This window comes from Vibrio bivalvicida (genome assembly GCF_001399455.2).
Taxonomy (GTDB): domain Bacteria; phylum Pseudomonadota; class Gammaproteobacteria; order Enterobacterales; family Vibrionaceae; genus Vibrio; species Vibrio bivalvicida.
Genome location: NZ_LLEI02000021.1, coordinates 155476 through 169917 on the forward strand (window position 1 = coordinate 155476; position 14442 = coordinate 169917).

Annotated in this window: 6 protein-coding genes; 4 read left to right on the forward strand and 2 right to left on the reverse strand. The window is 44.5% G+C overall.

Going from position 1 to position 14442, the window contains the following annotated elements:
• Positions 1–28 precede the first annotated feature (28 nt).
• Positions 29–907, reverse strand: a complete 879-nt coding sequence (locus APB76_RS06020) for an AraC family transcriptional regulator (RefSeq protein WP_054961126.1) — start codon at positions 905–907, stop codon at positions 29–31.
• 350 nt (positions 908–1257) lie between these two features.
• Between APB76_RS06020 and APB76_RS06025 the strand changes: the two genes are divergently transcribed.
• Positions 1258–3867, forward strand: a complete 2610-nt coding sequence (locus APB76_RS06025) for a hypothetical protein (protein WP_054961125.1) — start codon at positions 1258–1260, stop codon at positions 3865–3867.
• A 74-nt stretch (positions 3868–3941) separates the two neighbouring features.
• Here APB76_RS06025 and malT read toward each other — a convergent pair whose 3' ends face one another.
• Entirely contained in the window at positions 3942–6650 is a 2709-nt protein-coding gene (gene malT, locus APB76_RS06030) for an HTH-type transcriptional regulator MalT (protein ID WP_054961124.1), read from the reverse strand.
• A gap of 563 nt (positions 6651–7213) precedes the next feature.
• Here malT and APB76_RS06035 point away from each other — a divergent pair.
• The 3 genes from APB76_RS06035 to glgB all read left to right on the forward strand — a co-directional run bounded on the left by APB76_RS06035 (position 7214) and on the right by glgB (position 14308).
• Entirely contained in the window at positions 7214–9667 is a 2454-nt protein-coding gene (locus APB76_RS06035) for a glycogen/starch/alpha-glucan phosphorylase (protein ID WP_054961123.1), read from the forward strand.
• 96 nt (positions 9668–9763) lie between these two features.
• Positions 9764–11944, forward strand: a complete 2181-nt coding sequence (malQ, locus tag APB76_RS06040; protein WP_054961122.1) for a 4-alpha-glucanotransferase — start codon at positions 9764–9766, stop codon at positions 11942–11944.
• A 186-nt stretch (positions 11945–12130) separates the two neighbouring features.
• On the forward strand, positions 12131–14308 hold the full coding sequence (gene glgB, locus APB76_RS06045; protein WP_054961121.1) for a 1,4-alpha-glucan branching protein GlgB: 2178 nt from the start codon (positions 12131–12133) through the stop codon (positions 14306–14308).
• Positions 14309–14442 lie beyond the last annotated feature (134 nt).

Here is a 14442-nt window from a genome sequence, read left to right on the forward strand (position 1 = left end):
TAAATCTCGTACTCCATCGCTCTCTCGGTCACAATTTTGGTGTGGTGTGCTGTTTGGTAAATTGCCCTGGTGTCATCTGGCTATGCTTTTTAAAGAACTTTACGAAGTTGCTTGCATCTTCAAAGCCGAACTCATAGGCAAGCTGTTGAGAGGTAGATTGATTGACAACTAAGCGTCGTTTGATCTCAAGGGTGGTGAACGCGTCAATAAGCTGTTTTGCCGTTAAATCTGTTGCCGCTTTGCAAGTAAGGTTGAGTGTTTTATAGGTTGTTCCTAATTGATTTGCGTACCAGTTGGCATCGCGTGTTTTATGGAAGTTGGCCTGAAGTTGTTCGAAAAAACGCGCAAACTTTGTACTTTGCTCGTCAGATAACTTATCCAGAGGTACTTCAGGTCTTAACCGATGTAATATAAGAGCAAGTGCTGAAAACAAATACATCACGATTAGCGGATCAGTGCTTGGTTGAGTCATCTCCTGTTGCATTTGGTCAATAAGTGTCTCGACACGGTTCCTGTGATCGGCATCAAGGTCCAGCAACGGGGAATGTTGGGGGGTTAAGTGAGTAGGGGTGTAGTTGGGCAAACGCATGTTGATGTGCACTTGATCAAGAAAGGCCTGCGTAAATATTAGCATTTTGCCTTGTGGGAACTGACTGAAATCAAATGCTTGGACTTGTTCTCGCTGAACAAAAACGATCGAGCCTGGCTTAAACGGGTAGGGCTTAAAATCAACTTCATGTGTACCAGTTCCATTTTGCACAAAAATCAAAGCAAAAAACGAGACTCGGTGTGGCTCGCTAGGATCATGGGCCAGCCCCTTTCGTTGGTATAGGCTTTCAAGATCAAAGATTTCCAATTCAGCGTTGTTGGCTTTGTTATGGTTGAATGCAATTTGAGGAATTGTCACCAGTGTCTCCCTTTCTCTCAATTTCAGTTTAGACCACAAAAACAACCAGTCTAATCGCGTAGCTTGCAGTTAAGAAGTAAATAAAGTGATATTTATTAATACCTTGTTACGTATGACTTTGCTTTTTTGTCTCCGAATTAAGACATTTCTATTGAGTTTCTTGCCGTATTCGTAGTGACTCGCATTGATGAAACGAATTAATTCTCTACGCGAAATATTATTTTGAAGTATGAAGGTGGTATCAAATATTCACTATGCAAACTGATATTTTGGGCGCGTATTTGCTAGAGCTTTGCATCCTATAAGTTCCTGCATTTTATCGACAAATTCCGAATATTTGGAGACAGTTTATGGTGTTAAAGCACTCTTCAATCGCCCTCGCAATAGCCGTTACTTTAACTGCATGCGGTGGATCAGATTCAGGTTCAGCCAGTAGCAATTCTGATTCGAGTTCAGATTCCTCATCTTCTTTAACTGCCCGAGCAGCCGATGGTTATCTCATAGGAGCCAATGCGTGTTTAGATTTAAACAACAATAAGGTGTGTGAATCTTCAGAACCGAATGCGGTGACCGGAGATAACGGAGAGTTTACTCTTAATGGACTTACCGCTGAGCAAATTACAAAAGGAGTGTTGTTGATCGAGGTGGTCGCAGGGCAAACTATCGACTCAGATAATCCAGGCGTGGTTTTAACTCAAGGCTACAATTTGACGGCGCCCCCAGGCTCCGATTTTATTAGTCCACTGACGACTATGCTTCAAAATGAAATTGAAAAAGGCAGCTCAATTGAAGAGGCTAAGTCAAAAGTTCAACAAAAAATTGGTACGAGTGTCGATTTAACCAAAGACTATATTGCTGCAAAAAACTCAGTTGGCCTGAGGGATACAGATAAAGCAGTCTACGAGAGGTTACATAAAATCGCTCAAGTTACGGCGAGTATTATGGCTTCCAAAACGGACTCACTAAAAGAGCTCAGCGCTGGTGCCGGAATCAGTGAACATGAACTGATTTCTTTGATCGTCGAAGAGGTAACCTCGGTCCTTGAAAATGTTGTCGCAGATATATCGACCAATGCAGGTCGTTTTGATGCTAAGGCAATCGCTACTGAGATTGAACGAGATCATATTGACCTCGACAAAGACAACTTACGCGATAAAGTTAAAGAAAATGAGGCCAAAAAAAATGGTGTAACGATCAACCATGCGAAGTATCTATACCAAGAAGGAGCCCATTGGCTATCAGGTCGAACTTATGCAGAACAACCGATGGCGTTGCAGTTTGGTTCGGTGCAGCTTGTCAGTGATGGTGGCATTCAGAAAAGTATCAACGTCTATGACTATACGGTCGGTGATTTTGTATTAGCGGTAGAGAAGCTACCGAGTTTGCAAATGGTATTGGCTAGCAATGGTTGGCAAAGTGAAGATAGTGCTATTACTGCAATTGAAGTGTTAGACGATTACAAACTCAAACTAATTTCGGCTGACTCCGTCTTGAGTGACATTGTCAGCGTAACAAAAATAGATGTAAGCGGTGTTAATGTTCGCTCTATAGCGAAACAAGTTGATAATAGTGGTGCTTGGTCAAATACTTTACCTGCCGATCTTGTGTTCCCTGATAATACGGTGATGTACAAACAGTCGCTAACAAAGAATATCGGAGGTTACTACTCATTCTATAAAGGAAATGATTGTCAAGGTGAAGACCGCTACGCTGAACTAAATAATTCTTGCAACGGCTTTGCCGTGTTTAAAGATAATAAAGAAGAGTGGCTCACTAGTCTTAAGCAAACTAAAGCAGTTGATCAATCAGACAGGAGCGGTACGTCTAACATCGACGAGTTGATTCCAGTAGGGACGATGAATCGAGGAGACATTAGAGCCCAATTGCTTGATGAAGGAGTGGTAAAATACTACTTCTACTCTTGGTATAACGAGCCTTTAGAACTGTTGCCTGAGACTGGGCAGTGGCACGATATTATTGTCAATGGCGTTCAGCTTCGTGAAGTGTCCATACCGACGACGATCATTGATGGAGCAACTTCTGTAGAGGTGAATCTGAAAGATCGCAAATCTTATCTATCGGTTGTCGATGGGTTTGTGCGCAATACTTGGTATAGCTCGTCTCCAATAACGCGAGAAGAGTATGTATTCGACAGTACAACGCAACAATTTATCTTAGATAATTCAGCTCAGCCGTTAAACTTACAAGTTTGTCTAGACTCACTGGCAGACGCTGGTTATGAAAAAAAGATAGGTGACAAGATTGTTTATGATGTCACGCGCACCTTTACTGGTGGTGTACCAACTTCATTACAATTCCATTCGGAGTATCTCGGAAGTACTTTCTCTTGGCTAGATGATGTCACTAATGTAACCGGGTTACCAAGCTGGATCTCAGATTGGGCTGGCAGGTTAGAAAAAACTAAAGTGAGTGAATTTGATCGACAGGGAGCGCTAGTTGGATATGAGTACGCATATAGCACAAGTGAACACTATCTAGGGCAAGAAGGCTTTAACCGACAAGATGAACGAGTATATGGAGCTGCTAAGGTTGGTTTGCCTGCTGTAGTTGCTCACAATACTAAACAGCTTGGAGTTGAAAAAGTGCATACAACAGCAACTAATGCTCCGCTAACCAGCGTATTTGACAATAGTACGGTTCCGGCTCAACTCGTTACTCCCGGATTACGCACAGCAAATTCTGACATAGCTCTCAGTACGATAACGGGTGCTTGGTCTAAGTCAGTGTTTGATTATAGTGAGACATATCTAGGCAAAGAGAGAATCACGGTTCCAGCGGGTACGTTTGATACATGTAAATTGATCAGTAAAACACACTACCCAACAGCTAATAAAACTGATACTGCAGTGGCTTGGCTGACTAATAAAGGCATAGTGAAGAAGGACCGAAATGAACCTTCATGGAGCACGAAGATTGAAATGGAGGCTAAGTCCCGATAAATAAAAAAGCCAACGGCGAAAGCTGTTGGCTTTTTTTGATCATTCTCGCGTCTTTCGACTTGAGTTAGGTATATCTAATATCCCATTAACTGCAGCAGGTTTTCGGCTGTCTTGATCGCTTCTTTACGGTTGGCAATATTAAGCTTTTGGTACAGGTTGCGAATATGGGTTTTGATCGTTGTGCCTGCGACATCCAGTTCTTGAGCAATTTGCTCGTTGCTAAATCCTGAATAGATCAGGCCAAGAACTTGCCATTCGCGCTGAGTGAGAGGACTTGTGCGAACAAGCTCTGGTATGTTTGGGTGGTTGACGAGCTTTTCAACAAACTCTTCATCAAAATGAACCGAGCTGCTACGCTGAGTGGTCGAAATATCTTTAAGTAATTGCTGAGCACGGTGGCGCTCCAAATCTCCCAGTTCACTTTTTTGATTGAGCTTCTCTAGGATATGGCCAATCGACGCTCCATCGACTAAGAAGTTGCCCAACATGCCAGTTTGGTTGGTTAACTCTAGTGCGTGCTTTAGGTGCTCGCGTGCAGTATTTTCATCATCTTGAGAAATTGCTAGTACGGCCTCGACAATCAGGTTGCGATTAATATCGGTTAGTAGTTCATTTTGTCGGGCTTGTTGCTGTAAGAATTCCAGTGTCTTGGCCGCGTCGGCATACTGCTCTAAAGCGATTTGTGCACGTGCAATATTGCGCCATTGAAGCTGAGTAAAGTGGTTACAAGCTGTTTCAGGGCGCACAGTGGTTTCAAGCCACTGTTGGATAGAGTCTAGGTCACCACGCGCTTGCCAAAATAGAATCAGTGATAATGATGCATTGGCTGTCCAGTCAACGTGATAGGTTGACTGTTTAAGCAAGTGGGCAATTTGGTCAATAAATTTGCCTGCTTTATCCAATTCGCCACGGCCAATGGCAATACGCGCTAGCATCGAGTAGCTGTGTAGGTGCTTACTAGGGCTGTGATCACCAAGTACTTGCAGTCCTTTATAGGCGCACTCTTCCGCTTCATCAAGGCGATTCCAACACCATAGAATTTGCGCGCGAACACGGAGCAAAAACTCGTGCAATGGTACTTGCTGTAGATGATGTTCCTCGATCAATTTGAATGCGTTATCTTGCACTTCATACGCAGCTTGGACGTAACCTTGAGCAATCAAGATTTCGCTTTGTTGAAGCATAGCCCAAAGCGCTTGATGATAAACTTGATATTGGCGAGCGAGTTTTTCGGTTTGCTGCATCATCGGTAGAGCGCGGCTTAGGTGCCCAAGTACGTGATTGACTTCACCTACCACTGATGTCGCGACAATACGGCTACGATAAACGGTGCTGTCTACTTGGCTAAGTGCTAACTCAGCAAGATCGAGTGCTTTTTCTGGTTCATCTTGGTTAATCGCCACTTGAGCGCGTAGCGCGTTAAACTCACCTTGTTCTTTATCACCCAATACAATGTCGAGTTGCTTCATTTGCTGGTCAGCTTTGGAGAGCAAATCACCTACATCGTTATAGCGATGTTGACTCTGAGCTAGCCAAGCTTGCAGCATACAAAGTTTTGGTTCGCTATAGAGCTGTTCTGGTGTGAGTGAGTTAATTGCTTTTTCGAGCGTGACTAGTTCACCACCATTAAACATTTTCCATCCGTATTGGCTTAAGATGTCTGCGGTTAGTTGGCTATTATTTGCTTCTTGAGCGTGGCGTAACGCTTGGTGAGGCGATGAAAGTTTTAACCAAGCTTTTGCCGCGGTTTGATGAAGTTGTGTTTCTTGCTGAGGAATCCTCGCGGTACGTTCATGAGCAAGAAACTCGGCAAAAAGGTTGTGGAAGCGATACCAGTTCTGCTCTCCCTCTAGCGGGTGGATAAATAATCCGAATCGATTCAGAGACTCTATCATGCTCAGCGCATCTTCGCGTTCAGTTAACTCACTCACCAACTGGTCATTGAAGTGGTCTAATACTGAGCACTGAAGCAAGAAAAGGCGTGTTTCTTTGTCAAGAAGATCAAATACCTCTTCAACCAAGTAGTCCCAAAGATGGGCATGGTTGAATTGAGAGAAAGACTCAGCCGATTGTGCCAGTGTTTTGTGCTGATGCTGAGCTTGCAACGCAATCAGTTGTAGGGCTGAAGGCCACCCTTCGACGTAATTTCGCAGATTGTTCGCAGTTATATCATCAATGCCATCGGTTACTCGCTGATTAAAGAAGCGTGTCGTTTCTTCTATGTCAAATGCTAGTAACTCGTCACCAATTTCGATCATTAAGTCGCGGACACGAAGGTTAGCAGTGCCAAGAGGTGGTGTCGCGCGGCTAGTGACGACTAGTGTGACATTGTCTGGCATATGTTTAAGGAAGAAGCGCATCGCTTCATGAATCTCGTCTTCCGCAATAAGGTGGTAGTCATCCAGCACCAAGTAGCATTCTTGGTGGAAATTAGACATCTCAGTAAAGACTTCGCCAAATAAAGAGTGAAGAGAAGAGAATTGGCGTTTTTCTGCTAGTTTCTGCGAATTAGGGCAGCTACCATCGGTCGCTTTATTGAGTGCTTGTAGTAAATAGTTGATGAAACGAAACGAGTCATTATCGCTTTCATCAATGCTATACCAACCGACGTGTGATTTATCTGACAACCATTGTGCAGCCATGGTGGTTTTACCATAGCCAGCGGGCGAACGAAACAATACCAGCTTATAAAAGGGGGCTTGTTGAAGAAGGTCTAATACTCTTGGTCTTACGATTGCGTTATGCAAGCGCGCCGGGCGAGTGAGTTTCGAAGGAATCCACATCTTTTTATTCCCTATTTTTTCCCTTAACTCAGGGCACTGAGTCCTAAAGGGTGGGTACATCTTTGCGCAAATATTGAGCAATAAAGCTTATTGGCAAGGATGTTACTTGAGATTTATCGTTACAGTTATTGATCAACGATGGGTTTTTCGCGTAATTCACATTTTGACGCTAACTACGCCCCGTTTTTGTGATTTTAATCACCTTGCGATCAGTCTGGTGAGAGCGTTAAACACATATTTGCACCAATGTGCGTGCAACTTTCATTTTTTATTCAATCTTATTGTGATCTAGTATGCATATTGCTCAATTGAGTATGTTGCTTTACACATATCTTTTTATACATCAGCTATAGGGTAAATACGTTGATGGTGTGATCGTTATCACCAGAGCTCGAATGTTGTGAAATTTAAATGAGAGTTAGATCACTGAGCCCTAGGTAATACACCCTCTACGCCCTATGCCCTCCTCCCAATCAGCCGTGTTGTTAGGAGGATGTTTTGCTGTTCATGTCAATGCACGATATGGCACAGATGGATTAGAACTAATAAGTGAGATTTCTCTAATGAAACCTACGCAACAGAAAAATTTTAACAAAGCGACTTTCCAAGCTGATGTGAAAATGCACCTCTCAGCGACTTACGCTAAAACTGAAGATACAGCAACAGCGCGTGAGTGGTATCTCGCAATGGGTAAAGCGCTTGCTGAGTTAACAACGCTAGATCTACTAAAAACTGAACAAGACCCTAAGATCAAAAATGCTAAGAGCGTAAACTACCTATCACTAGAATTCCTAATTGGCCGACTAACGGGTAACAACCTAATCAGCCTGGGTCTATATGACCAAATTACCGAGGCGATGGCAGAATTAGGCCAAAACCTAACGGATCTATTAGAAGAAGAGCGTGATCCTTCACTGGGTAACGGTGGTCTAGGACGTTTGGCTGCGTGTTTTATGGATTCATGTGCTGCGCAAGAGTTCCCAACGGTAGGTTACGGTCTGCACTACGAATACGGTCTATTCAAGCAGTCGTTTAAAGAAGGACGTCAACAAGAAGCACCAGACGCATGGCGCGGTGTTGAAGGTTATCCTTGGGAAGTAGCGCGTCCTAAACTTGCGCAAGAAATTGGTTTCTACGGTCACGTTGAAGTGTCACACGAAAACGGTAAAGAAATCCGTAAATGGGTACCAGGTATGAGCGTAAGAGCAATGCCTTGGGATCTACCAATCGTAGGTTACGAGTCTGACACTGTTTACCCACTACGTTTATGGGAATGTCAGGCGATTGCACCGTTCTCACTAGCTAGCTTTAACAACGGTGATTACTTTGAAGCTCAGCACTCATTGATTGATGCAGGTAACATCACAAAAGTTCTGTACCCGAACGACAACCATGAGAAAGGTAAAACTCTGCGCCTAATGCAGCAGTATTTCCACTCGGCAGCGTCGGTACGTGACATTCTGCGTCGTCATGAAGAAGCAGGTTTTGCAATTGCAGATCTGCCTAAGCAAGAAACGATTCAGCTTAACGATACACACCCAACTATCGCAATCCCAGAACTAATGCGCATCCTTATCGATGATAAAGGTCTATCGTGGGATGAAGCGTGGGAAATCAGTGCAAATACGTTTGCTTATACCAACCACACGCTACTTCCAGAAGCGCTAGAGACTTGGCCTGAGTCACTAATCCAGCGCCTACTGCCTCGTCATATGGAAATTATCTTTGAAATCAACCACCGCTTCCTAAAAGAAGTTCGTAAGATGTGGCCTGGTGATGGTGAGAAGCAAGCGAAGCTGTCGATTATCCAAGAAGGTTTCAATCGCATGGTTCGTATGGCAAACCTTTGTGTAATTGGTTCGTACAAAGTAAATGGCGTAGCAGCACTTCACTCTGAGCTAGTTAAGAAAGACCTATTCCCAGAATTCAACGAAATCTTCCCAGGTAAACTGACTAACGTAACCAACGGTATTACACCACGTCGTTGGTTGAAGTTCTGTAACCCTGGCCTATCTCAGTTAATCACAGACAAAGTGGGTAGTGAGTGGCCAGCAAAACTAGAGCTGCTAGAAGGTATTGCTAAGTTTTCAACTGACGCAAAATTCCAAAAAGAGTTCATGGCAGTTAAGAAGCAGAACAAACAGCGCCTAGCGGACTGGGTTCAAGAGAACATGGGTATCGAGCTAGACACTAACGCGATTTTTGACGTACAAATCAAACGTCTGCACGAGTACAAGCGTCAGCACCTAGACTTGCTACATATCTTGTCTCTGTACCATCGCATTATCAACGAACCTGGTTTTGAATGTGCGCCTCGCGTATGTTTCTTCGCAGCGAAAGCCGCGCCGGGTTACCACTTAGCGAAAGAGATTATCTTTGCAATCAACAAGGTTGCTGAAAAGATCAATAACGACCCACGTATTGGCAACAAGCTAAAAGTGGTCTTTATCCCTGATTACCGTGTAAGCATGGCAGAAATCATCATTCCTGCAGCTGACGTTTCTCAACAGATTTCTCTAGCGGGTAAAGAAGCGTCGGGTACTGGTAACATGAAGATGGCCCTTAACGGTGCATTAACTATCGGTACGATGGATGGTGCAAACGTTGAGATTCGTGAAGAAGTGGGTGATGAAAACATCTACATCTTCGGTCTAGATGTTGATGGTGTACAAGCAGTGAAAGCTCAAGGTTATAATCCTTACGACTACTACCATGCAGACCCTCTGCTGAAAGCATCTTTGGATCTGCTGCTAACGGATGAGTTCACTCCTGGCCAGCCTGGTTTATTACGTGCAACGTACGATAGCTTGCTAGATGGCGGTGACCCATACCTATGTTTGGCTGACTTCGCATCTTATGTCCAAGCGCACGAGGATATGGGTAAACAGTACCAAGACCAAGCTGGTTGGGCTAAGAAAGCTATTTTGAACACTGCGTTGGTGGGCAAATTTACCTCTGACCGTTCAATTAGAGACTATGTCAATAACATCTGGAAATTAGAAGCTGTTAAGCGCTAATTGAATAAAAAAGCCAAGGCCAGAGTGCCTTGGCTCTACTCTTTTTATAATAACCCTACAAATTTTGAAGGTATTAGCAGTCCTTCGGAGAGAGCGATGAAACAAGATAACGCATTAAAACAAGTCGCTGAAATGGCGAGAATTGCCGACAGCTACGTTAGCGCGTGGGGAGATGAAGCTAAAGTTGAAGACGAAACCATTCGTCACTTACTTGCGTCTTTAGGCTATGACACGACAAATGATGAGACTCTTCTGAAATCAGCAGAAAAAAAGCATAAGAAAGATGTGCTTGACCCAGTGCTGGTGGTTCGCGATGGTGAACCTGTTGAAGTAGCCCTTAATTTAGGCTCTAGTGCTCGCGAAAGTGAGTTTAGCTGGCGCTTAGACACTGAGCAGGGAGAGGTACTTGAAGGCTATCTTCAGTCGCAAATCGTTCGCGATGAGCGCAAAGAGGGTGGCCCTTTAGTGTTTGCATTACCGAGAGACATTGCTTGGGGTTACCACAAGCTGACAGTCACTCGTAAGCGTCGTAAAGCCCCGTATGAGATGACTCTAATCGTGACACCAAAAGCGTGTTTCAAACAAGACGGTATCTTAAACGGTAAGAAAATGTGGGGCCCGAGTGTGCAGCTCTATACCCTTCGTACCCAACACAACTGGGGCATTGGTGACTTTGGTGACCTAAAACAGCTTGTCGCAGACATCGCATCACGCGGTGGTGATTTTGTTGGTCTAAACCCAATTCACTCACTATTTCCTGCCAACCCTGAAGGTGCGAGCCCATATAGCCCATCATCGCGTCGTTGGTTAAACATCATGTACATTGATGTAAGTTCTGTCCCTGAGTTTGCATTGAGCATCGAAGCGCAGCAAAAAGTGGGCAGTGCGGAGTTCCAGCAACGCTTACAAAAAGCACGTGAATCTCACTGGGTAAATTACACAGAAGTGTCTAGCTTAAAGATGAGTGTGCTTCCTCAGCTATTTACTGAATTTAAAAAGCGTCATTTAGATAAAAATTCTGAGCGTGCGCAAGCTTTCCTAGCTTTTGTGGAAGAGGGCGGTGATAGCCTAGTGCATCAAGCGGCGTTCGATGCACTTCATGCCACACTCCATGCCGAAGATTCCAACGTTTGGGGCTGGCCTGTCTTCCCTGAAGAGTTACGTAAATTTGACAACAGTGCAGTACAAAGCTTTATCGAGAAGAACCAAGATCAAGTGCACCTTTACATGTATCTTCAGTGGATTGCAGATTCACAGGTCAAAGAAGCACAGGCACTGGCTGAAGAGAAAGGCATGTCAGTAGGACTTTACCGTGACCTGGCTGTTGGTGTAGCAGATTCTGGTTCTGAAACGTGGGCAGATGAAGGCAACCTGATCATGGATGCAAGCATCGGTGCGCCACCAGATGTTCTTGGCCCATTAGGTCAAAACTGGGGGTTACCTCCGCTAAACCCACAAGTGCTGCAAGCGACGGGCTACGATGCTTACATCAATCTACTACGTGCAAATATGAAGCATTGTGGTGCATTACGTATAGACCACGTATTAGGTCTACTACGCCTGTGGTGGATTCCAAAAGGTGAAAACGCAACTAAAGGTGCGTACATCTATTACCCAGTTGAAGATATGCTAGCTATCCTAGCTCTAGAATCTCACCGCCATCAGTGTTCTGTGATTGGTGAAGATTTAGGTACGGTTCCTGACGAAATCGTAGAGATTCTTCGTGATGCGGGTGTACACTCTTACAAGGTATTCTTCTTCGAAACGTCTGAAGATGACGGTGGCTTTATTTCTCCTGCACACTACGCAGAGCAATCTATGTCTGCCTTGTGTACCCACGATATGCCTACTTTACGTGGTTTCTGGCATTGTGATGACCTCAAAATGGGTGAAGAGCTGGGTCTATACCCAGACGCCGAGCAGCTAAAGGGTTTGTTTGCTGATCGTCTTGAATGTAAACAGGGTATCCTTGATTCTGTCGCATGGCATGGTTATTTGCCAGAAGGTGTTGGCCGCGACGCACAATATGTACCGATGGACTCCCACTTAGCAGAAGCGCTGCAACTGCATGTCGCAGCGGGTTCTTCGACGTTACTGAGTGTTCAGCTTGAAGATTGGTTAGAAATGGACAAACCAGTTAACATTCCGGGCACGGTAGATGAATATCCTAACTGGCGCCGTAAGCTGTCGATGAATCTCGACGAAGTGTTTGCGCATGAAGGAGTTAATCGTATTGCTCACAAGCTCACCGAAGTTCGAGCGAAAGTAAGCAAATAGTCGTCAAGTTGCAGGGTGTACTTAGAAAATTTTAAGTTACATCACTCTATGTAAAGCTTGAATTCGGTAAACTGCCATAACGCTAATTAAGCCCGCTGCATAGCGGGCTTTTTGGGTCATATGGCCCGTAAATAATACAACCGAATTTATTCGGTTTTTGAAAGTTAGGTTAGGGAGAGAAGTAACTTGAAAACACCAACGTTAGGTAAGGCAACAAAGATATATAACCGACTTTCACACGCGACGTTTGCTGACCCATTTTCTTTTATCGGCCCATTTATTAATCCAGAGCATGGAGCACTGCGTGTATGGATGCCGGGTGCTGATAAAATTGAGATAGTGATCAATGACGAGCGTGTAGAACTCGAACGTGAAGATGCTTCAGGCTTTATCCTTAAGCAGGCGCAAAACCTGCATTTAACGCACTATCTGCTAGCCGTAGATTGGAACGGAACTGAGCAGCTAGTCGATGACCCTTATCAGTACCACAATATCTATGCGGAATACGACGATCTGCATACGCCAAAAGAGATGTACAAGCACATGGGTGCCCAGTTTATGACGTTGGAACGCGGTGGTAAGCAAATCTCTGGTATCCGTTTCTTGGTTTATGCACCCCATGCGTCTGCATGTAGCTTGGTCGGTGAATTTAACCAATGGGATGGACGCCGCACGCCAATGCAACGCTTAGATTATGGTATCTGGGGGATCTTTATTCCTAACCTACCTGAAGGTACTAAGTATAAATTTGAGCTGAAAGGACCTAATGGTGAGGGTTTACCACATAAAGCTGACCCTTGGGGAGCGTTTGCCGAGCAGTACCCATCTTTCTCTTCTGTAACTTACGATCACAGTCGTTACCAGTGGCAAGATAAGAAATGGCAAAACCGGCCTGTCACCGAAAAACGCAAAGAAGCTCTCTCTTTTTATGAATTGCATGCTGGCTCTTGGCGTCGCGGCGCTAATGGTGACTTTCTCAACTACCGTGAACTGGCAGAGCAGCTCATTCCTTACCTAGTCGATATGGGCTATACGCATGTAGAATTAATGCCTGTATCAGAGCACCCATTCTATGGTTCTTGGGGATATCAGCCGGTTGGTTTATTCGCCCCAACCAGCCGTTTTGGTACGCCGGATGATTTTAAATACTTTGTAGACCAGTGTCACCAAGCCGGTCTAGGTGTGGTGCTCGATTGGGTTCCTGCGCATTTCCCATCCGATGACCACGGCTTGGCGAACTTTGATGGTACGCCTCTGTTCCATGACCCAGACCCTCGTCGTGGCTGGCATCAAGATTGGAACTCATACATCTACGATCTTGGCCGTGAGCATGTACGTCGCTTCATGGTTTCGAATGCTCTGTATTGGTTTGAGCAGTTTCATATTGATGGTATTCGAGTTGATGCAGTTGCCTCAATGCTGTACCTCGATTATTCGCGTAGCCACGATCAATGGATTCCAAATGTTGATGGCGGAAACGAAAACTATGATGCGATCGCAACGCTAAAATGGATGAATGAGGAAGTGTACAAATACTTCCCGAATGCGATGACAATTGCCGAAGAATCAACGGCATTTCCAGGTGTTTCTGCACCAACCTTTATGGGGGGGTTGGGCTTCGGCTTTAAATGGAATATGGGTTGGATGCATGATTCGCTTTCTTATATCCAAGAAGACCCTATTCATCGTCAATATCATCACAATACGATCACTTTTCCACTCGTATATGCTCATAGTGAAAACTACGTATTGTCGCTATCTCATGACGAGGTCGTTTACGGTAAGGGCTCAATCCACAATAAGATGCCAGGTGATGAGTGGCAGCAAACGGCAAATTTACGTGCTTATCTCGGTTACATGTATGCGCAACCAGGCAAGAAGCTCAACTTTATGGGGGCAGAGTTTGGACAGACAGGAGAATGGAACCATGATGATCAGTTGCAATGGTTCCTACTCGACTTTGAACGCCACCAAGGTGTTCAGGCTTTAACTCGTGATCTGAACAAGCTCTACAGTAGCGAAAAGGCAATGCACGATCTGGATTGTGAACCGCGAGGTTTTGAGTGGCGTTTACAAGATGCAGCACAAGCGTCAATCCTCGCTCATGAACGTCTGAGTGACAGTGGCGAGCGTATTTTGGTAGTAAGTAACTTTACACCTGTCCCACATGAAGAGTTTCTATTGGGTGTACCACATAAAGGGACCTATCAATTGCTATTGAATACTGATGACGCTAAATATCACGGCAGTGATTTCGAAGTATTGAGTTCTGTGGTGACGCAAGAGATCGAAAGTGAGGGCTTAGAGCAATCTATTCAATTGCGATTACCGCCATTATCGACGGTTTTCTATAAGCTAAGCTAAGCTGAGTGAGATAATCTAAGCAAATAGGCAAGCTAGGCGTGCAGCCCCCAATAATTGGTAACTCATTATTGGGGGCTTTTTTATTTACCTATGTATAGAAGGGTGTCAATTTCTGTACATTTTGCCTACCAATC